Source organism: Brevundimonas sp. (assembly GCF_965278935.1).
Classification (GTDB): domain Bacteria; phylum Pseudomonadota; class Alphaproteobacteria; order Caulobacterales; family Caulobacteraceae; genus Brevundimonas.
The window spans coordinates 1,938,704-1,958,841 of sequence record NZ_OZ257124.1 but is presented as its reverse complement, the minus strand read 5'-3'; the positions used below and the strand labels follow the sequence as shown (position 1 = coordinate 1,958,841).

At 66.7% G+C, this 20,138-nt stretch carries 20 protein-coding genes; 15 read left to right on the top strand and 5 right to left on the bottom strand.

The window, feature by feature from the left end:
- The first annotated feature begins 8 nt into the window (after positions 1-8).
- Complete coding sequence (locus ACQY68_RS09740) at positions 9-1,415, top strand: sigma-54-dependent transcriptional regulator (protein ID WP_428149182.1); 1,407 nt, start codon at positions 9-11, stop codon at positions 1,413-1,415.
- Complete coding sequence (locus ACQY68_RS09735; protein ID WP_428149180.1) at positions 1,415-2,278, top strand: D-amino-acid transaminase; 864 nt, start codon at positions 1,415-1,417, stop codon at positions 2,276-2,278. Before ACQY68_RS09740 ends, ACQY68_RS09735 begins: the two co-directional genes overlap by 1 nt.
- On the opposite strand, the gene ACQY68_RS09730 is transcribed toward ACQY68_RS09735, so the two are convergent.
- Positions 2,275-2,706, bottom strand: coding sequence for a hypothetical protein (locus ACQY68_RS09730; protein ID WP_428149178.1), 432 nt, complete (start codon positions 2,704-2,706; stop codon positions 2,275-2,277). The genes ACQY68_RS09735 and ACQY68_RS09730 overlap by 4 nt on opposite strands.
- Before the next feature lie 234 nt (positions 2,707-2,940).
- Between ACQY68_RS09730 and hfq the strand changes: the two genes are divergently transcribed.
- From hfq to ACQY68_RS09695, 7 genes are all read left to right on the top strand, one after another.
- Positions 2,941-3,186: an RNA chaperone Hfq gene (gene hfq, locus ACQY68_RS09725; RefSeq protein WP_131249128.1), complete on the top strand. Its 246-nt coding sequence runs from the start codon at positions 2,941-2,943 to the stop codon at positions 3,184-3,186.
- A gap of 165 nt (positions 3,187-3,351) precedes the next feature.
- The gene (hflX, locus tag ACQY68_RS09720) at positions 3,352-4,653 is read left to right on the top strand and encodes a GTPase HflX (RefSeq protein ID WP_428149177.1); all 1,302 of its coding nucleotides are present in this window, start codon (positions 3,352-3,354) and stop codon (positions 4,651-4,653) included.
- 121 nt (positions 4,654-4,774) lie between these two features.
- Positions 4,775-6,439, top strand: coding sequence for an FAD/NAD(P)-binding protein (locus tag ACQY68_RS09715; RefSeq protein ID WP_428149176.1), 1,665 nt, complete (start codon positions 4,775-4,777; stop codon positions 6,437-6,439).
- An 11-nt stretch (positions 6,440-6,450) separates the two neighbouring features.
- On the top strand, positions 6,451-6,954 hold the full coding sequence (locus tag ACQY68_RS09710) for a DUF1543 domain-containing protein (protein WP_428149175.1): 504 nt from the start codon (positions 6,451-6,453) through the stop codon (positions 6,952-6,954).
- Between the two features lie 728 nt (positions 6,955-7,682).
- On the top strand, positions 7,683-8,372 hold the full coding sequence (locus tag ACQY68_RS09705) for an IPTL-CTERM sorting domain-containing protein (RefSeq protein WP_428149174.1): 690 nt from the start codon (positions 7,683-7,685) through the stop codon (positions 8,370-8,372).
- Between the two features lie 748 nt (positions 8,373-9,120).
- On the top strand, positions 9,121-9,525 hold the full coding sequence (locus ACQY68_RS09700) for a barstar family protein (protein ID WP_428149173.1): 405 nt from the start codon (positions 9,121-9,123) through the stop codon (positions 9,523-9,525).
- 90 nt (positions 9,526-9,615) lie between these two features.
- A complete protein-coding gene (locus tag ACQY68_RS09695) occupies positions 9,616-10,161 on the top strand; it encodes a hypothetical protein (protein WP_428149172.1) in 546 nt (181 codons plus the stop codon).
- Between the two features lie 3 nt (positions 10,162-10,164).
- Here the strand turns inward: ACQY68_RS09695 and ACQY68_RS09690 are convergent, their stop codons facing one another.
- Genes ACQY68_RS09690 through ACQY68_RS09680 form a run of 3 tightly spaced genes read right to left on the bottom strand, consistent with a single transcriptional unit; the run spans position 10,165 to position 12,841 of the window.
- Positions 10,165-10,713 (bottom strand): DUF1643 domain-containing protein, encoded by a 549-nt coding sequence (locus tag ACQY68_RS09690; RefSeq protein WP_428149171.1) that lies wholly within the window; start codon positions 10,711-10,713, stop codon positions 10,165-10,167.
- Positions 10,710-11,495 carry a nucleoside triphosphate pyrophosphohydrolase gene (mazG, locus tag ACQY68_RS09685; RefSeq protein ID WP_428149170.1) on the bottom strand — a complete coding sequence of 262 codons (786 nt, stop codon included), beginning with the start codon at positions 11,493-11,495 and terminating at the stop codon, positions 10,710-10,712. The genes ACQY68_RS09690 and mazG overlap by 4 nt, the downstream gene beginning before the upstream one ends.
- Positions 11,492-12,841 carry an MFS transporter gene (locus tag ACQY68_RS09680; RefSeq protein WP_428149169.1) on the bottom strand — a complete coding sequence of 450 codons (1,350 nt, stop codon included), beginning with the start codon at positions 12,839-12,841 and terminating at the stop codon, positions 11,492-11,494. Before ACQY68_RS09680 ends, mazG begins: the two co-directional genes overlap by 4 nt.
- 124 nt (positions 12,842-12,965) lie before the next feature.
- Here ACQY68_RS09680 and ACQY68_RS09675 point away from each other — a divergent pair, with 124 nt between their 5' ends.
- The 4 genes from ACQY68_RS09675 to ygiD all read left to right on the top strand — a co-directional run bounded on the left by ACQY68_RS09675 (position 12,966) and on the right by ygiD (position 15,703).
- Positions 12,966-13,814, top strand: coding sequence for a M15 family metallopeptidase (locus ACQY68_RS09675; protein ID WP_428149167.1), 849 nt, complete (start codon positions 12,966-12,968; stop codon positions 13,812-13,814).
- Positions 13,811-14,278, top strand: coding sequence for a hypothetical protein (locus ACQY68_RS09670; protein WP_428149165.1), 468 nt, complete (start codon positions 13,811-13,813; stop codon positions 14,276-14,278). The genes ACQY68_RS09675 and ACQY68_RS09670 overlap by 4 nt, the downstream gene beginning before the upstream one ends.
- Before the next feature lie 63 nt (positions 14,279-14,341).
- A complete protein-coding gene (gene wrbA / locus ACQY68_RS09665; protein WP_428149164.1) occupies positions 14,342-14,944 on the top strand; it encodes an NAD(P)H:quinone oxidoreductase in 603 nt (200 codons plus the stop codon).
- 3 nt (positions 14,945-14,947) lie between these two features.
- On the top strand, positions 14,948-15,703 hold the full coding sequence (ygiD, locus tag ACQY68_RS09660) for a 4,5-DOPA dioxygenase extradiol (RefSeq protein ID WP_428149163.1): 756 nt from the start codon (positions 14,948-14,950) through the stop codon (positions 15,701-15,703).
- Positions 15,704-15,946: 243 nt separating this feature from the next.
- On the opposite strand, the gene ACQY68_RS09655 is transcribed toward ygiD, so the two are convergent.
- Entirely contained in the window at positions 15,947-17,503 is a 1,557-nt protein-coding gene (locus ACQY68_RS09655) for an AMP-binding protein (RefSeq protein WP_428149162.1), read from the bottom strand.
- Between the two features lie 396 nt (positions 17,504-17,899).
- Between ACQY68_RS09655 and ACQY68_RS09650 the strand changes: the two genes are divergently transcribed.
- Together ACQY68_RS09650 and lipA are read left to right on the top strand one after the other, a co-directional pair.
- A complete protein-coding gene (locus tag ACQY68_RS09650; protein WP_428149161.1) occupies positions 17,900-19,195 on the top strand; it encodes an IPTL-CTERM sorting domain-containing protein in 1,296 nt (431 codons plus the stop codon).
- A complete protein-coding gene (gene lipA, locus ACQY68_RS09645; RefSeq protein WP_428149160.1) occupies positions 19,171-20,133 on the top strand; it encodes a lipoyl synthase in 963 nt (320 codons plus the stop codon). The genes ACQY68_RS09650 and lipA overlap by 25 nt, the downstream gene beginning before the upstream one ends.
- Positions 20,134-20,138 lie beyond the last annotated feature (5 nt).

Here is a 20,138-nt window from a genome sequence, read left to right as displayed (position 1 = left end):
GAGGCGATATGCGTTCCACTGGCGCAGACATACTGGTCGTCGACGACGAGGCCGACATCCGCGACCTGGTCTCGGGCCTGCTGGAGGACGAGGGCCACTCGGTCCGCGTCGCCTCGAGCTCCGAGGAGGCCCTGGCCGGCATCCGCGCGCGCAAGCCCAGCCTGATCGTCCTCGACATCTGGATGCAGGGCGGCGGCATGGACGGGCTGGAGCTGCTCGATCTGGTCAAAACGCTCGACGCCGACCTGCCCGTCGTCATGATCTCGGGCCACGGCAATATCGAAACGGCCGTCAGCGCCCTGAAGCGCGGCGCCTACGATTTCATCGAGAAGCCGTTCAAGTCCGACCGTCTGGTCGTCGTCATCGAACGCGCCCTCGAGTCGGCCCAGCTGAAGCGCGAGAACCGCCGCCTGCGCGCCGTCGCCATGACTCCCACCGGACTGATCGGCCGCTCGGCCGCGGCCCAGGTTCTGCGCACCACCATCGTCAAGGTCGCCCCCGCCAACAGCCGCGTCCTGATCTCGGGTCCTCCGGGCTCGGGCAAGGAGCTGGTCGCGCGCCAGATCCACGATGCGAGTCCCCGGGCGAAAGGCGAATTCGTCGCCATCTCGGCCGCCGGCATGACTCCCGAACGCCTCGACCTCGAACTGTTCGGCGAGGAAGGCCACGATGGCCGGCCGCGCAAGATCGGCGTGTTCGAACGCGCCCACAACGGCACACTCTATCTCGACGACGTCGGCGACATGCCGCGCGAGAGCCAGAGCCGCATCCTTCGCGTCCTCGTCGAACAGCGCTTCCGTCGCGTCGGCGGCGAACAGGACGTCCAGGTCGACGTCCGCGTCGTCACCTCGACTTCGCGCGACCTGAAGACCGAGATCACCGAGGGCCGCTTCCGCGAGGACCTGTTCCACCGCCTCAACGTCGTGCCGATCCGCGTCCCGCCGCTGTCGGAGCGCCGCGAGGACATCGGCGAACTGGTCGAATATTTCATCGAGACGCTCAGCGTGTCCCAGGGCCTGCCCCGACGTCGTCTGGGCGATGACGCCATCGCCGTGCTCCAGGTCCACCCCTGGCCGGGCAACGTTCGTCAGCTGCGGAATAACGTCGAACGGTTGCTGATCCTCGCGACCGGCGACCTCAACGACCCGATCTCGGCCGACATGCTGCCTCAGGAAGTCGCCTCGACCAACTCGGGCGGCATGGGCGCCGAACGCACCATCGCCCTGCCTCTGCGCGAAGCCCGAGAGGTGTTCGAGCGCGAGTATCTGGCGGCGCAGATTATGCGGTTCGGCGGAAACATCTCGCGCACCGCCGCCTTCATCGGCATGGAGAGATCGGCCCTGCACAGGAAGCTGAAGTCGCTGGGCGTGTCGCCCTCGCGCGGTGGGGAAGAAGACGAAGGAAGCATCGACTGATGTCACGGGTCGCCTATGTGAACGGGGTCTACCAGCGCCACTCGGAAGCGACGATCCACGTCGAGGATCGCGGCTTCCAGTTCGCCGACGGCGTCTACGAGGTCTGGTCGGTGTTCGACGGCCGGATGGCCGATTTCGAAGGCCACATGACCCGCCTTCACCGCAGCCTGAACGAACTGCGCATCGACATTCCGATGTCGGTCGAGGCCCTGACCCGCGTCCTGAAGGAGACCATCCGCCGCAACCGCGTCCGCGACGGGATCGTCTATCTGCAGGTCACGCGCGGTACGGCCCGTCGCGATCACCCGTTCCCCGCGCCCGGCACCCCGCCCAGCGTTATCGTCACCTCGAAATCCCTGAGCTCGCGCAAGTCCGACGCCCAGGCCGCCAAGGGCGTCGCCGTCGTCACCCATCCCGACATCCGTTGGGGCCGCTGCGACATCAAGACCGTAGGCCTCCTGCCCAACGTCCTCGCCAAACAGGCGGCCCGTGACAAGGGCGCCTACGAGGCCTGGATGGTCGACGAGATGGGTCTGGTCACCGAGGGCTCCTCGACCAACGCCTGGATCATCGACAAGTCGGGCAAGCTGCGGACCCGCGACACCCAGGCCAATATCCTGAAAGGGATCACCCGCACCGCCATCATGGCGATGATCGAGGAGGAGGGGATCGAACTCGACGAACGCCCCTTCAGCGTCGACGAGGCCAAGGAAGCGAAGGAAGCCTTCTTCACCGCCGCCGGCGCCTTCGTCATGCCCGCCGTCTCGATCGACGGCGTCAGGATCGGCGACGGCAAGCCCGGCCCGATCGCCACCCGCCTGCGCGCCCGCTACCTCGAAGAGGCCAAGCAGGACTCAGTCTAGCCTTCTGCCCTCGGGGCGAGGATGCCCGCCGGCGCCCGGCGATACGGACGTTCGCACCGCCCGTCCGAGGTGGTCGAAACTGCGGGATTGGCGGCGTTATATTCGATGAAGGCCATAGGCGTGTCCCTAGGGACGGCGACCATTGCGGTGCAGTGATCTTCGTCGTTGCCACAGTTCGCCGTGATCACTTTCAGCGGCCAGGGGCGGGCGCCGTGATACAGGCACACCGGCAGCAGTTCCCCGTCGCGCAGTTCCGCCCGCGTCGTCAGGACAGGCAAGGGCAGCATTCCCGTCGGCAATGCAGCCATTGGCGGCGGGGGAATGCTGGACCCGTCGGAGGTCTGGGCTGCGGGTCGGGGACCCGCGCTGGCCGTCATCAACAGGACGATCGCGCCAACCGCCGCCACTCCGATTGATCGACCAGTCATCCGAGCTTCTCCCGTTCGGACGAATCGCCCTTGCGGGTCATGTTCCATCGCCGATTGAACGACGTCCATCGCAACAGGCAAGGCGCGATCCCGACTCCAAGGCGCGGAAATCGGTTACCGCGACTGTTGCGACGCGAGAGCGCCAGCGTCTAAGGTGGTCAGGCCGGGCGTTCGATCCGGACCCGCGCTCTCCCCGACGCGGTGAAAACCAAGAAAGAACAGGACCAACCTGCCATGTCGCAAGACAAGCGTCAGAACCTTCAGGACACCTTCCTCAACTCCGTCCGCAAGACCAAGACCCCGCTGACCATCTTCCTCGTCAACGGCGTCAAGCTTCAGGGCATCGTGACCTGGTTCGACAACTTCTGTGTGCTGCTCCGTCGCGACGGCCAGTCCCAGCTCGTCTACAAGCACGCCATCTCGACGATCATGCCGTCGGCGCCCGTGCAGCTGTACGAACCCGACGCCGACGAGGACTGAGACCGGGCCTCAACGGCTTGATTTCAGGGCCCCGCGTCCCATCTGGATGTAGCGGCGGCGAGCGGCTTTCGGCTGTTCGAACGACCCGGACGGAGTGTACGCTCTGGACGCATTGGACGGTGTTCGCCGTCCGCGCCGCGCCTGACCTCAACCGATAGAGACCCCTTGAACTCAAAGCTCATCGACCATTCCGTGCCGCTCATCCGTGCGGTCGTCATCCATCCCGACCTGGGCGAGCGCGCCTCGCGTCCGGCCGAGGAACGGCTGGAGGAGGCCGCCGGCCTCGCCCGCGCGCTGGACCTCGACGTCCGCGCCGAGGAGGTGGTGCGTCTGCGCAAGACCACGCCCGCGACCCTGTTCGGGGCCGGCAAGGTCGAGGAACTGGCCGCCCTGATCCGCGCCGCAGAGGCCGAGGCCGCCGTCGTCGACTTCGACCTGACCCCGGTCCAGCAGCGCAATCTGGAAAAGGAGTGGGACTGCAAGGTCATCGACCGCACCGGCCTGATCCTGGAGATCTTCGGTCGCCGCGCCCGCACCAAGGAAGGCCGTCTCCAGGTCGAACTGGCCCGGCTCGACTACGAGCGTTCGCGCCTCGTCCGCACCTGGACCCACCTGGAGCGCCAGCGCGGCGGCACCGGCTCGACCGGCGGCCCCGGCGAAACCCAGATCGAGCTCGACCGCCGCCTGATCGCCGACCGCATCGTCAAGCTGAAGGGCGAGCTGGAGGAGGTCCGCCGCACGCGCGGCCTGCACCGGAAACAGCGCAAGAAGGCCCCGTTCCCGGCCGTCGCCCTGGTCGGCTACACCAACGCCGGCAAGTCAACCCTGTTCAACCGGCTGACGGGGTCCGAGGTTCTGGCCAAGGACCTGCTGTTCGCCACCCTGGACACGACCCAGCGCACCATCCGCCTGCCTCAGGGCCGCCCGGCCATCATCGCCGACACCGTCGGCTTCATCTCCGACCTGCCGCACGAACTGGTCGAGAGCTTCCGCGCGACCCTCGAAGAGGTGGGCGAGGCCGACCTGATCCTGCACGTCCGCGACATCGCCTCGGCCGACAGCGCCGCCCAGGCCAAGGATGTCGAGGAGGTCCTCAAACAGATCGAACAGCCTGAGGGCAAGCCCCGCCGCATCCTCGAGGTCTGGAACAAGACCGACCTCCTCGACCCCGAGGCCCGCGAAGCGGTCGAGGGCCAGGCCGCGCGCTCGGGCAACGCCTCGGTCGCCGTCTCCGCCTGGACCGGGGAGGGGATCGAGACCCTGCGTCAGGCCATCACCGACCTGATCGACGACGACCCCGAAACCGAACTGATCCTTCAGCCCTCACAGGGCGAGGCCCTCGCCTGGCTCTACGAGCACGGCCGGGTCACGGCGCGCGACACGGATCCGGAGGGGCGGATGCTCCTGACGGTGCGGCTGGACCCGCAGGCCATGGGCCGGTTCGAGCGGCAATTCGGCCCGGCCTGAACCCCGGTCCCAGCGCCGGCGCCAGAGTCGCCTGCCGGACGTTCGGACGGCAAAAGCTGCTGACATCGCTGGAAAATCACCCACCCCCGGCGCCTTTGCCCTTGCCATGCATTAAGGGGCCATGACGCCGTCAATCGCTTTCGTAGGAGCCGGGCCGACAACCCTCTACGCCCTTCACGCCCTCCTGTCCGAAGGCCGGGTCGCCGCGCGGATCACCGTGTTCGAGGCCCGCGCGTCCGCGGGGTCGGGCAGCCCCTACAGTCCCGAGTGGAACGACCGGGCCATGCTGTCGAACATCGCCAGCCTCGAGATCCCCCCTCTCACCGAGACCCTGGCGGACTGGCTGGGCGCGCTCCCGGACGCCGAACTGAAGGCGCTCGATCTCGACCGCGCCACCCTCGACGAGCGCACCTTCGTGCCCCGCATCGCCTTGGGCCGATATTTCGAAAGCCAGTTCGCGACCATGGTCGAACAGGCCCGCGCGGCCGGCGTCGCAATCGACATCAGGACCGGCTGCCGCGTCGTCGACGCCGCGAACCGCCCCGACGGCGTCGAACTGACCTGGTCGTTCCCGCCGTCGCGTCGCACCACAAAGGCTGTGTTCGATCACGTCGTTCTGGCCACGGGTCACCAGTGGCCGTCTCGCCAACACGTCCGACCCGGCTACTTCCTCAGCCCCTGGCCCGCGTCCGTCCTCGCGGCCCTCCCGGCGACGGAGGTCGGCATCCGCGGCTCCTCCCTGACGGCCATCGACACGGCGGTCGCCCTGGCGGGATCGCACGGCGCCTTCGTCCGCCATGACGGCCGGCTGGCCTACGAGCCCGCGCCGGACGCCGAGACCTTCCGCATCACCATGATGTCGCGCAAGGGCCTGCTCCCGGAAGCCGACTTCTACTTCCCCCTGCCGCACGCGCCGCTGGCGATCTGCACACCGGAAGCGGTCGCGGCCCTGATCGACCAGCGCCGCCCCGACCTGCTCGACGCCGTCTTCGATCTGTTCCGCAGAGAACTGATCGCCATCGACCCCGACTATGCCGCCGAAGCGGGCCTGGCCGACGCGACGCTCGAGGCCTTCGGCGAGGCCTATTTCGCGAAACGCGCCGCCACCGACCCCTTCGTGTGGGCCGCCGCCAATCTGGAGGAGGCGAGGGCCAACCACGCCGCCGAGGTCACCGTTGCCTGGCGCGACGCCATCCTGCGCATGCACGAGGTCGTCGCCGTCATCGTCCCCCATCTCGACGCCGAACAGTTCGACCGCTTCAACCGCGCCCTCAAGCCGGTCATCGTCGACGTCTACGCAGGCGTCCCGCATAAATCGATCGAACGCATGCTGGCCCTTCACGCGGCCGGCAAGCTTCAGGTGACGGCGCTCGGCGACGACCATTCGATCGACACCCATTGCCCCGAGGGCGGCACCACGGTCACGCTGGGCGGGACCACCCGTCACTTCCCGGTCTTCATCGAGGCGACCGGTCAGCGCGCCCTCAGCGCCATCCAGTTTCCCTTCCTGTCGCTGCTCGAACAGGGCATCGTCCGCGACGAGGTGGCCAACGACGCCCCCGACGTTGTTCGCGGCATCGCCGTCGACGACCTTTTCCGCCCGGTCGACGCGCCCCTGCCCATGGACCGGCTCTTCTGTCTGAGCCTGCCCTTCCTCATGGGCCGCCATCCCTTCGCCCAGGGCATCACCAGTTCGCATGAAATGGGCGGGATCGTCGGCCGCCGACTCGCGTTTGTGCTCGATACCGCTAAGCCTGTGCGTCAGCCCGGCACAGCCGCGGCCTGACGCGAGGACGAATGAGACTGTTTGCGATCTACATCGGCGGCGAGCATCCGGGCGCGAACATCGAGGTGCACGACATGCGCTTCGTCGTCGCCCCTGAGATCGAAGCGACCTACGCGACCCTGCTGGCCCAGTGGTGGGGGAAGGCCGGCAGTCTCCACGTCGATTGCTGGTCGGAGATTTCGCAGGCGGACGGCTACGAGATCAGCCTCCGCCCCGAGCCCTTCGAGGGCCCGGAACGACTCTACTACGTCAACCTCGGCGGCTACGACGGCGTGAACTTCGCCGAACAGCACCGCAACGTCTTCGTCGTCGCCGACAGCCTCCCGGCTGCCAAGGCCCGCGCCATCCAGCGCGCCGCCGACTGGACCGACGCCCACCGCGACGAGATGTACGAGGCCGAACAGGCCTTCGCCCTCGACGCCGCCGCCGAGGCCCGGCGCCTGCACATCCACCTGACCCCGACCCTCATGTCCGGCGACCCGACCTTTACCTGCCATTACACGCCGTTGAGGTGAGGGGCGGCGACTCGAGACGATATGCTTTCCGCCCTAGGTCAGGCCTGACGCTGCCCACCCCGGAGCCCGGATCCCAACGTCTGCTATCGGCTTCAGCGGCTATGTCTGTTCCCGACCCATAGCGGTCGTTCCTGACCAAGCTTAGGCTTCGTCAGGTTCTGACCCACTTGCAATCATCAAAGGCTCGCTTGCGCTGCCATTGGCGAGCTGCGTAGCGCTGCAGCCAGTACAAAACGCTGAGGCCGCATGTGCCGTAGCGACGGCTCGCGTGGCAGCACAAAGGGGGCTCCCGACCAGCCATGTGGCGTTCTGCGGCGACATCTCCGAAACCGACAGCCCTGCTGGTTAATAGGGCATGGCGCTGCGCGGTCACTGCTCGGAGGAGCTGTGTAGCAGCACGAGTATGGGCTGGTTTGCCGTCCAGAAGGCGACCAGCGGCGTATTCGAATGGGACGTGGCCGACTGGACGCTCGGACATGCCGTAGCCGATAGCGCCCGGAGTCCGCTTCCTACTCGTAGATGACTATCGGCTCACAACCCAAAGCCGCCACCCAAAGGTCAGCGTTCAAATCATATCGCTCAAGCCCGTGGCAATTCCAGAACCGGGCGCCGCGATCATCGTTGACCACCTCGCAGAAATCTGCGTTTCCTCACCCAGCATGGTGATTATCCCGTGTTTGTTCAACCACATGGGGGAAACCGTGTTCAGATCTATACGGACGGCAGTCGTGGCTGTCGCAGCCTTACTGTCGCTGACGGCCACAGCAGCGTGGGCGGAAACCCTGAGCGCGCCAATCGCTGACGTCGTGCGCTCGGATGGTCTGAGCTACAACGGAGGCGGCGGCGCCGCCGGAGCCGATCATTTCACGGGGTTCTCGGTCGGGTCCAATCCGGGGATCGAGGGTCGAGGTTATTTCATCTTCACGATCCCCGTGGGCCAGACTGTCACTGGCGCGACGCTCGAGTTGAATGGGGCCATCGTGGACAACGCGCCTGCGGCCTTCACAATTCATCCCGTGACAGCGAGCGCTGCGACGGTATCTGCTCCGCATAGCGCAGACGCCGCAGGCATCGCAGTCTTCACCGATCTGGGCGATGGGGCCGCCTATGGAGGTGGAACCTATACGGCTAATGGCCAGACCCTGCAGTTCACCCTCAATGCAAGCGCGATCGCCGCGATCAATGCGGCTCAAGGGGGGACCTTTATCGTTGGCTTCAAAAAGACGGTGGACGCCACCCCTGGTGCGCAGGATGGGATTTTCGCCGGGTCTCAGAATAGCCTTCCGCGTAACTTGATCCTGACGCGCGCAGCGCCAGCGCCCGTGCCGACCCTGTCGGAATGGGCAATGATCCTGTTCGGCCTGGCGCTGGCGGGTAGTGCGGCGCTCTACCTTCAACGTCGCCGTCAGTTCGTCTAACGCAGCCTTGTCGACGCGGACGGCCCCGCTGGAAACTGCGGGGCCGTTTGCATGTCCGCTTTCGACCTATTGCGGACCTTGACCAGATGATCCCCGCTCCCTTGTCGTAGAGGTAGAGAGCGACCGCTCCTGGCTGGTCGCTGGCCTACGAGATTGCCGCTTCGGGAGAAACGTCCTCCAACTCGTCGTAGGTCAGATCATCAACGGTGGAAGGCTGCTGGTCCGCATCCTCACAGCTATTGTCGTGAGACGTAGCCTCGATGATCACGTTGACCTCTCGCTAGCGGTAGGGACGCTTTCGGCGGTCTATGATGTTGTAGATCATGCTTTCGATTTAACAGTCGCCACCTGAGCGAGGCAACGTCGGCTTCCCACCCCTAGCGGACGTTCTTCAGTCCGCTTCTGGCCACACTTCGAAGGTGCGGTTTCTGGCGGTGAGCCTATGACCGCTATCGAACCGTAGCGGACCTAGGCGCTTGCTCACATACTACCCGCATGGAAAGTCGCCATCGGTTTCGCTTCAACTCCCCGTCCCGCTGGTTTCGACGTGGGGTCGGGGGCCTCCTGCCAGCGTCATGGGAAGGATGGCTGATATTCCTCGTCCTCATCGGGATCGGGATGATGGTCACGTTTGATGCGTTTGTGATGGCTCCGTTCAAGCACTAACGCTGAGGTGCAAGGGGCCACAATCGACCCATTGCCGACGTCCTGATGCGATTGCATGGCTGCTTGGAGAATGTGAGCCCCAATGGCGAAGGTCTACATAATCGACGGCTCGCAGTTCGGGACGCTGGAAGAGTTCTTCGAGCAGATCAGTCTTATCCTTATTCCGGGAGTGGACTGGGGCCACAACCTGGACGCCTTCAACGACATATTACGCGGAGGGTTTGGCACCCCTGACGACGGCTTCGAAATCCATTGGACACACTCCAACACATCACGCACGCGGCTCGGCTACGCCGAAACGGTGAGACAACTCGAAGCCCGTCTCGAACGTTGTCACCCCTCGAACCGACCGAACGTCTCACAGCAACTGGCAGAAGCCCGCAACGGCATCGGCAGCACTGTCTATGATTGGCTCGTTGAAATCATCGCGGTGCATGGATCGGGCGGCGATGAGGCGGACGATAACGTGCGCCTAAGCCTCATGTGATGTCCGCTTTCCACCCTCATCGGACATTCAGATTATCGGCTACGCGCCTGAACGTCCGCTTCTGACGCATCGGCATGCCAGGCTCCCGCCATGACCTCCGACACGCAACTCGATCCCGCCGGCGACGGTCTCGGCGGCAACTATCTGGATCATGCCCGGCGGGAGTATCTCTCCGGGGTGAAGGCGACGACGGTCTGTCAGCGGTACGGCATGTCGCTCAGTTCGTTCCGCATGCACGCGCGGGCCGGGGGCTGGCGGCGGATGGACCAGCCCCAGTGCGAGGCGCCGCCCGAGTTCGGCGAGTACCATCCCGACGACAACGTCAGCTTCGCCGACCTGGCCGACCAGGCCTTCCTGAACATCCGCCGGGCGCTGGGCGCGGGGCGGGCGTCCGAGGCCTCGACCTGGATGCGCGTCTACGACAGCCTCGCCGACCGCGCCCGCTCCGAGGTCATGGCCGAGCTGCCCGACATCACGCCGCCCTTGCTGGAGTCCAGACACCAGCCGCTGAGGCTGATCGCAGCCGAGGATACGAATATCAATAATTTGAATGCACTGGCTGAAACTTCCGACATTTCGTCAGAGAATTTGGACTCGTTGGACTCGGTGTCCCCGGAGTCCAGATCGGCCGCCTGAGCCTCAGGGCTCGTATCGCACCAGCGGCGTATCCCCGCGCAGGTACAGCGGGTGTTTCGGGCTCCCGTCGCCATTGGTCCCGAAGCACCACAGGGCCACCCCGTCCGCCCGCATCGCCTCGATCAGGGCCGCCCCCGCCGGCGCCAGCGCCTTGTTGAGCTTGCCGTGGCACAGCACCACGAGGTCCGCCCCCGCCGCCGCCTTGCGGATCGCCGGCAGGTTCTCCGACGACGAGGCCTCCACCCCCGGCGCCAGCAGCATCTTGGGGTCCGTGGCCCGATAGTCGCCGACATTGGCCTTGACCATGGCCTCGAACCCCTCCCGCCGGGCGAAGGTCCACTCCCGCGCACAGGTCGGGTCGTTGACGCTGGCGTCCGCCGTCGAGGGATTCATGCCCACGAACAGGATGTAGCGCTCCGGGAACTCCGCCCCCAGCCATCGCCGCATCAGCTGGCGATACCGCCCGTCCGCGCTGAAGGTTGCATCCCCGTTGACGCCGGGCATCAGCGACAGCCGCACCTTGCCGCCGGGGTCGTGCAGGTCGGCGGTCACGCCCGCTCCGCCGCCTTCGCCGCGTCCCACAGGCCGTCCATCTCGGCCAGATCGCTCTGCTCCGGCGTCCGCCCGTCCTTGGCCAGCTCCGCCTCGATGAAGCCGAACCGCCGCACGAACTTCGCATTGGCCCCGCGCAGCGCATCCTCCGGCTCCACCCCCAGTTTCCGCGCCAGATTGGCCACCACAAACAGCAGGTCGCCCATCTCCTCGCGGGCCTTGTCCAGGTCCCCGGCGGCGATCTCGGCCCGCAGCTCGGCGACCTCCTCGTCCAGCTTGTCGAAGACCTCGTCAGTCGAGGGCCAGTCGAACCCGACCCGCGCGGCCCGCTTCGTCAGCTTCGCCGCCCGGTGCAGGGCGGGCAGGCCCACGGGCACGTCGTCCAGCACGCCGTGCTGCGCCTTGCCGGCCCGCTCCGCCGCCTTGATGTCCTCCCAGCGCAGCTTCTGGGCCACGCCGTCAGGCTTCGCCGCCTCGTCGCCGAACACATGGGGATGGCGCCGGATCAGCTTGTCGCACATGGCCTCGGCCACGTCGTCGTAGGCGAACAGTCCCTGTTCCTCGGCCATCCGCGCGTGGAAGACGACCTGGAACAGGAGGTCTCCCAGCTCGGTCTTCAGCTCGCCCATGTCGCCCCGCTCGATGGCGTCGGCGACCTCGTACGCCTCCTCGATCGTATAGGGGGCGATGGTCGCGAAGGTCTGTTCGACGTCCCATGGACAGCCGCCGTTGGGGTCCCTCAGCCGGACCATGATCTCCCTGAGCCGTTCCGTCGGGCTCATGCGTCGCGGGCCTCCAGCGCGCGCCGGATCTCGTCGTGGCGGGCCGGCGTCAGCGGATAGTTCTTCAGCAGCAGGGCCGCGCTGGCCAGCAGCAGGCCGGGCAGGGCGATGAACAGGATCTGGAGGATCAGCAGCGAGCTTGCCGTGTTGCCACCCACCGGCGGTACGGCCTGGAAGCCGACCCACTGCAGGATCAGATAGGGGATCAGGGCCACGACGTGCCCGACCTTGGTCGTCGCCGACAGGATGGAGAACATTAGGCCCGTCCGGTCCACGCCGGTCTCCAGCCGCACCTCGTCCCCTACGTCCGCCATCATGGCCCGGAGCAGGAACAGACCGGCCGCATAGGGCAGGCCCGCGATGAACATGGCCACGGCCGTCACCGCGAAGTTGCCGCCCGGAACCAGCGTCGCCCCGATGTAGAAGGCCGCGAACACAAGACTGGCTGCGGCCAGCGCCCTGTCCTTGCCGATCCGTGTCGCCAGCCAGGCCCAGAACGGCGCGCCGACCAGGCCAGCCACAAAATAGAGCAGCATGAACAGGGACGCCTGGGTGTGGTCGTAGCCCTTGATCTGGCCGAAGAAGAAGAACAGCAGCGACCCCGTGATCCCCGGCGCCACGCCCAGAACCACGTCCGCCAGAAGCAGCTTCCGCACCGCCTTGCGCTTGAACAGCTCCAGATAGGCGCCCAGCCCTCCGTGCGGCGCGGCGCCCGCGTTGACCGGCTCCGGCACGGCGAACAGGGCCAGGGCGATGGTCACGGGCAGGGCGATCAGGATGGCCCAGCCCATGATCCGAACCCCGTCGGCATAGTCCCCGATGCCCGTCTGGATCACCACCGTCGGCAGGATCAGGATCAGGATCACCCCGATGATGTTGAACACCTGCCACCAGCCGTAGACGCGGCTCCGCTGGTCGTACTCGGGCGCCAGGACCGAGGCCCAGCCCAGCTGACCGAGGGTCCCGATCGAGAAGCCGAGGTAGAGGACCAGCAGCCAGGCGAACAGATAGACCGGCCCCGCGCCCGGCTGGACCACCACGAACATCATGAAGGCCGCCAGCATCAGAATAGGCGTTGAGGCCACCATCCACGGGCGGTAGCGGCCGAACCGGGTCTTCGTCCGGTCCATGGCCCAGCCGATGAAGGGGTCGAAGGTGATGTCGATCAGGCGCACGGCCATGAACACGGCGGCCACGACGCCCAGCTCCAGTCCGACATGGGTGGCGTAGAACTCCGGCAGGGTGACCGGAAGGGCCACGCCGAACGCCGCCAGCGGCAGGCAGACGGCCGAGAAGGCGGCGAGGACGGCGTTGCTGCGCCGGGGCGACCTGGGGGTGTCGGACATGCGGAAATCCAGCGGCGTCGCCTTGAGTCGGCGGACGGTCCCACCATGCCAGTTTTGACGGCGGCGGGAGAGGGGCCTTGCTTGCGCCGCAACCGTCAGGCTTCCTCTCCCCATGCGCGTGGGGATGGCGGGATTGATCGTGGCGGCGGCCCTGGCCTGGGGCCTGCCCGACGCCGCCTCAGCCCAAGGACGCTGCGAGACCCAGCGGCAGGTCTGGGCCGATCAGGCGGTCGCCAACGCCATCTCTCTCTATTCGCTGGAATGGACGCCCTTCGGGGCGACCGAAGTCGGCTGGGGGACCTATCTGCCTCTGTTGCAGAAGGAACTGGGCACGGACTGCGAGCCCGGCACATCCGACTTCGCGGCGGCCCTGGCGGCCTTCCAGGCGCGGTATGGGCTGCCCGCGACGGGCGGCTTCGATCAGGCGACCTTCGAAGTGCTGAAGGGCGTGCTGCAGGAGCGGCGGCCGTTCGTGATGGCCCGGGTGCGCGACGAGTGCCCCGATCCGCCGCCGCTGCGCGAGCTCGGCTATCTGGAAGCGCCCGAGGAGCATGCCGACCGGCTCACGCGGCTGCTCAGGCGCGACGCCTTGGACGCCTATCGCCGGATGGTGGCCGCAGCACGGGCCGAGGTTCCGGAGGTCCGCAACGACCCGGAGCTGCTGCAGATCTTCTCGGGCTTCCGTGATCCTGAGGCGGATGCGGCCCGGTGCGCGGCGGAGCGGAACTGCGACGGGTTGAGGCGAGCCGTCTGCTCCCCGCACCGGACCGGGACGGCGGTCGATCTCTATGTCGGACAGCTGCTGGGGATGGGCGTGGATTCGACCAATCCGGCCAGCCGCCAGTACATGAGCCAGGGCGCGACCTATCGCTGGCTGGTCCGGAACGCCGGCAGGTTCGGCTTCGTGCCCTATATCTACGAGCCCTGGCACTGGGAGTGGGTCGGGGTGTCTGCGGCCTACGGCACGCCGTGAGGGCGCTGACCGAAGGCGAGAAGCGGCTGGCGCAGGGCGAGTTCGGCGAGGCGCTGGAGTTGGGGACCATCCGGCTGGCGGCGACGCTTTGGCCGTTTGATCGGGCCTTCGTTCCGGGGCGCTGGTTCGGGCGAGACTGGGTCCTGTGGCCGGAACGGAGTCTGCCCGGCGACTTCGCCGTCGCGCCGGTGGCCCTCCAGGCCGTGCTGATCCACGAACTGGTGCATGTCTGGCAGGCCCAGCAGGGGGTGAACCTGTTGGCCGGGAAGATCAGGGCAGGGGACGGCCCCTCGGCCTATGGCTACCCCAAGGCGCCCTGCGGCTGGGAGGCGCTGAACATCGAGCAGCAGGCGATGGCGGTGGAGCATCGCTTCAAGGCCAGCCGGGGGCTGCGGGTCCCCGAAGAGGCGTCGCATTATGGAGGCCTGTGTCCGATCGGATCGAAATCCGGGCCGGGGGCTTGAACCGGCGGAGGGGATCGTTACATCTGTCACTGCAATAGTTGCAGAACGAAGACAGGAACGACCATGACCAAGGTGCTGGTTCTCTATCACTCGACCTACGGCCACATCGAGCAGATGGCGGAAGCCGTCGCCGAGGGCGCGCGATCCGTTGCGGGCGTCGAGGTCGATATCCGCCGCGTTCAGGAGACCGTGCCGGAAGAGCTGGCGATCCAGTCGCACTACAAGCTCGACCAGAAGGCGCCGATCGCCGACGTCAACGAGCTCGAAAACTACGACGCCATCATCGTGGGGGCCGGGACGCGGTTCGGCACGGCGGCGGGCCAGATGCGCAATTTCTGGGACCAGACCGGCGGCGTGTGGTTCCAGGGCAAGCTGGTCGGCAAGGTCGGCGGCGCCTTCACCTCGTCGGCGACCCAGCACGGGGGCAACGAGACGACCCTGATCGGTCTGATCCAGACCCTGATGCACCACGGAATGGTGGTCGCGGGCCTGCCCTATGCCTTCGCCGGCCAGATGACGCTGGAAGAGATCTCCGGCGGCTCGCCCTATGGCGCGACGACCATCACGGGCGGCGACGGCTCGCGTCAGCCCAGCGCCAACGAACTGGCCGGCGCGCGTCACCAGGGCGAATACATCGCCGGACTGGCGAAGAAGCTGACGGCCTGACCGATGCGTCAGCCCGCCGTCTTCTTTGGTCACGGTGCGCCGACGAATGCCCTGGGCGGTCCCTATGCGGACGTCTGGCGCGAGGTCGGCGAGGCCATCGGCAAGCCCAGGGGCGTTGTCATGGTCTCGGCCCACTGGGAGACGCGCGGGCTCGGCGTGACGGCGCAGGCGCGACCCGAGACCATCCACGATTTCGGCAACTTCGGCCCGGAACTGCATGCCATGCAGTATCCGGCGCCGGGGTCGCCCGAGCTGGCCCGGCGTGTCGCGGAGCTGGCCGGCGCCCGGCCGGTCGAGATGTGGGGGCTGGATCACGGAACCTGGTCGGTGCTGGTCCATGTCTGGCCCGAGGCCGACGTGCCGGTCGTGCAGCTATCGCTCGATCGCGACCTGACGGCGCGCCAGCACTATGAGCTGGCCAGGCGGCTCAAGCCCCTGCGCGACGAGGGCTATGTCGTCGCCGGCAGCGGCGACTTCGTCCACAACCTGAGAACCTGGAAGCGGGACGGAGGTGAGGCATGGCCCTGGGCGACCAGTTTTAATGACGCGGTCAAGTCAGCGTTCGAACGCGGCGACCACGACGCCCTGATCGACTGGGTCGATCTGGCCGAGGACGCGCAAATGAGCGTGCCGACGGACGAACACTATCTGCCGCTGCTCTATGTGGCCGCACAGCAGGAGGAGGGCGAACCGGTCACCTTCTTCAACGACGTGATCGAGGGCGGCTCGATCTCGATGACCGGTGTACGGATCGGCTGATTTCGTCCGTTTCGTCATGTCGAACGCAACGTGACGAAACGTGACGATACGGACTAAATCAGCTTTGGATATCGCCAGATCAGGAGCTTACGCGGAGCTCTGAAAGCGATGCGACGGCTACTCCGGACGTAACAGCCAGTTGCGGATGCGGTTTTCAAAGACCCGGCCACGCAGGTGGTTACGGCCTCTCGCCTCCGCAAGGCCGAGATATGAAAATATTCTCAGGCGGCTGATGTGGCGGGATCAGGCCGCCTCGGCCAGATCGACCAGCGACTGGATCGCGACATAGTCGGTCTTGCCCGTGCCCAGCACCGGCAGTTCGCGGACCCTGACGATCTTCTTCGGCACGGCCAGCTCCGGAGCCCCGTGCGCCCGGGCCCATTCGGCGATCTTGCCGACGTCGGCGTCGCTGCGCTCGGTGACCAGGACCAGCTTCTCGCCCTTGCGGCTGTCGGCGATGGAGATGACCGCGTGGCGGTTGTCGGGCCAGACGGCCTGGACCAGACCCTCGACGGCGCTCAGCGAGACCATCTCGCCGCCGATCTTGGCGAACCGCTTCACCCGCCCGAGGATGGCGATATAGCCGTCCTCGTCGATGTCGACGATGTCGCCGGTGTCGTGCCAGCCGCCGTCCAGCGGATCGATCCGGGTCGGATCGTCAGGCGACATATAGCCGGCCATGACGTTGGGGCCGCGCAGGAACAGCCGCTTGCCTTCGTGGATGCCCTCCACGGCCTCCAGCCGCGCCTCCATCCCGGGCAGCAACTGGCCGACGGTGCCGGGACGGTTGCGGTCGGGATGGTTCACCGCGACCACGGGCGCCGCTTCGGTGGCGCCATAGCCTTCGAGCAGCTTCACGCCGCCGAACTTGGTGTTGAACAGGTGGTGGGTCTCGTCGCGGACCTTCTCGGCGCCGCCGACCACGAACTGGAGCGTGCGAAAGTCGTCGGGGGAGGCGACCCGCGCCCACTGGTTCAGGAAGGTGTCGGTGGCGAACAGGATCGAGGCTTTCACCTCGGCCAGCAGGGAGACGATCTGTTTCGCGTGCAGGGGCGAGGGGTACTGGAAGGCCTTCATCCCCTGAAGCAGCGGCAGGATGACCCCGCCGGTCAGGCCGAAGCAGTGGAAGGTCGGCAGGGGGTTGAACATCACCCAGTTCGGGTCGAGGTCGATGTGGGTCGCGACCTGACGCGCATTGGCGACGAGGTTCTTCTGGCTCAGCAGCACGCCCTTGGGCGCGCCGAAGCTGCCGGAGGTGAACAGGACCACTCCCGGATCGTTCGGCGAGGTCTTCGCTCGGAACCGGCTCGGCATCATCCCGGCCATCAGACCGAACAGCTTGTCCTGCAGGCCGATGCTCTCGCGCACGTCGTCGAGCCAGACGATCTCGGCGACCTGGCCCAGGGCCGCGACCAGATCGTCGAGCCTGGCCTGTTCGACGAACCGCTTGGCGCAGAGGATCTTCTTCAGGCCCGAGGCCTCGATCGCCGCCTTCAGGTTCCGCTCGCCGGAGGTGAAATTCAGCATGACCGGCACGCGCCCATAGGCGTGCAGGCCGAAGAAGGTGACGACGACGCCCATCGACGACGGCAGCAGGATGCCGACGCGCTCTTTCGGCTGCGTCATCGCCGCGATCTTGCGGCCCAGGACGAAGGCCGCGCGAATCAGGCCGGTGTAGGTGAGGGGTTTCCGGTCCTGGTCCTCCAGGATTTCCTTGTCGCCGTACCTGGCGCGCGCCGCGATCAGGGCGTCGAACAGGGATTCTTCGCCTGCCGATGGGTCGAGGCCGGGCCTAAGCAATACGCGTCTCCTCCGGGGGGCTCTCGCGTCGCCCCCTCGCTGTCAGGGGGGCAAACTAGTTAAGCCGCCCCGCGATGAAAAGATGCGTTACGCGGCGTGAGCCTCAAGGGGGCGGGTGATGGGCAAGCCTGTGATCGCGCTGATCGGTCAAGGCGCCCGTTCGCCGGCCACGTGAGGCCCTGGCTGCACCAGCCGCCGCGCTGCCGCACTTCACGCAACAGCTTGACACCCAATATATCGTTGTTTTTAGGAATCGCATCGTCGGGCTCATGCTGTGCCGCGCGTAGGGAGAGTCCAATGAAGTCTGCATCCAGCCTTGGCTGCGCTCTGCCCGTCGAAGTATGCGAATCTGACGACCCATCCGCCCTGCGGCGGGGGCGCTCCGGAACGGGTGTCATGACGTTGGTCGCCACGGTCATGGCGGCCATCAGTCTTATTCTTGTCGCCCCCCCCCGGCGGCCCATTGCCCAAACCATTACCGAGGTCTCCCCGCCCACGCCCAGCAGTTCCCCTTACGATATCGCGGCGGGGCCAGACGGAGCCCTTTGGTTCACGCAGCTATACGGCAACAGCATTGGCCGCATCACCACCGCCAGTGTCATCACCGAATTCCCTCTGCCAACCGCTAACAGTGAGCCTACCGGCATCGTGGCGGGGCCCGACGGAGCCCTGTGGTTCACTCAGGGCAACGGCAATCGGATCGGACGCATCACCACAGCCGGCATAATCACCGAGTTCCCCCTGCCAACCGCCGGCAGCGGCCCTTCCGGCATCGCGGCAGGGCCCGATGGAGCCCTTTGGTTCACGCAGATGAACGGCAACCGTATCGGCCGCATCACCACCGCCGGCGTGATCACTCAGTTCCCCTTGCCAGCCTTCAGCAGGCCTCTAGGCATCGCGGCAGGGCCAGACGGAGCCCTGTGGTTCACGCAGCGAACCGGCAACAGCATTGGCCGCATCACCACCGCCGGCATCATCACCGATTTCCCCCTGCCGACGGCCGGCAGCAACCCTTTCGACATCGAGGCGGGGCCGGACGGAGCCCTGTGGTTCACGCAGGAAGACGGCAACAGCATCGGCCGCATCACCACCGCCGGTGTGATCACCGAGTTCCCCCTGCCAACCGCAAACAGCTTCCCCATCGGGATCGCGGCAGGGCCAGACGGAGCCCTGTGGTTCACGCAGCGAAACGGTAACAGCATTGGCCGCATCACCACCGCCGGCGTCATCACCGAGTTCCCCCTGCCAACCGCCAACAGCGTCCCTGCCGGGATCGCGGCAGGGCCGGACGGAGCCCTGTGGTTCGCGCAGTTCACCAGCAACCGCATCGGCCGCATCACCACGCCCGTGCCGGCCCCTGTGCCGACCCTCTCGGAATGGGCTCTGATACTGTTGGGGCTGATACTAGCGGGCGGTGCGGTGATGGACATCCAACGGCAACGGCGACCCGCTCAGGCGCACCAGGAGCTCCTGAACGGCCCTGCTGGTGACGGCGGGACCGCTCGCATGTCCGCTTCTCACCCTGAGCGGCGATTCAGCAGGTTCATTTCAGGTCGGGTCACCGCAGAAGCGTGGGTCCCCCGCACACCGACACACCCCGTGACTTGCCTTCCGGGGGCGGAACGACGACATACCGACTTCAAGTCCCTGGAGCCCGGCCCGCCTCGATGGTCACCCTCATCGACACCCTGACGCGCAAGCCGTCGGACCTGCGTCACCCGGAGAAGCAGAACCGGCCCGAGACGGCCGTGCTGCGCAAGCCCGACTGGCTGAGGGTCAAGGCGCCGGGATCGGGCCAGTACAATGCGACCAAGGAGATCGTCCGCTCCAAGGGGCTGGTCACCGTCTGCGAGGAGGCGGCCTGCCCGAACATCGGCGAGTGCTGGAGCCAGAAGCACGCCACCCTGATGATCATGGGCGACACCTGCACGCGGGCCTGCGCCTTCTGCAACGTCAAGACGGGTTTGCCGCAGCCGCTGGATCCGGAAGAGCCGGGCAAGGTCGGTCTGGCGGTGTCGCAGCTGGGCCTGAACCACGTCGTGATCACCTCGGTGGACCGGGACGACGTCTCGGACGGGGGGGCGGCCCACTTCGCCGAGGTGGTTCGCCAGATCCGCCTCCAGGCGCCGCAGACGACCATCGAGATCCTGACGCCCGACTTCCTGCGCAAGGACGGGGCGGCCGAGGTGATGATCGACGCCCAGCCGGACGTGTTCAACCACAACCTGGAGACCGTGCCGCGGCTCTATCTGAAGATCCGGCCGGGCGCTCGCTACTTCCACTCCCTGCGTCTGCTGCAGATGGTCAAGGAGCGCGACCCGAACCAGTTCACCAAGTCCGGCATCATGGTCGGCCTGGGCGAGACCAAGGAGGAGGTCATGCAGGTGATGGACGACATGCGGTCCGCCGGCGTCGATTTCATCACCATCGGTCAGTACCTGCAGCCGACGCGCAAACACGCCGCCATCGACCGGTTCGTCACGCCCGAAGAGTTCAAGGCCTATGAGGCGATCGCCCGGGCCAAGGGGTTCCTGATGGTGTCGTCGTCGCCTCTGACGCGGTCGTCGCACCATGCCGGGGACGACTTCGCCCGGCTGAAGGCGGCGCGTCTGGCGCAAACGGGACGCTGATCGCG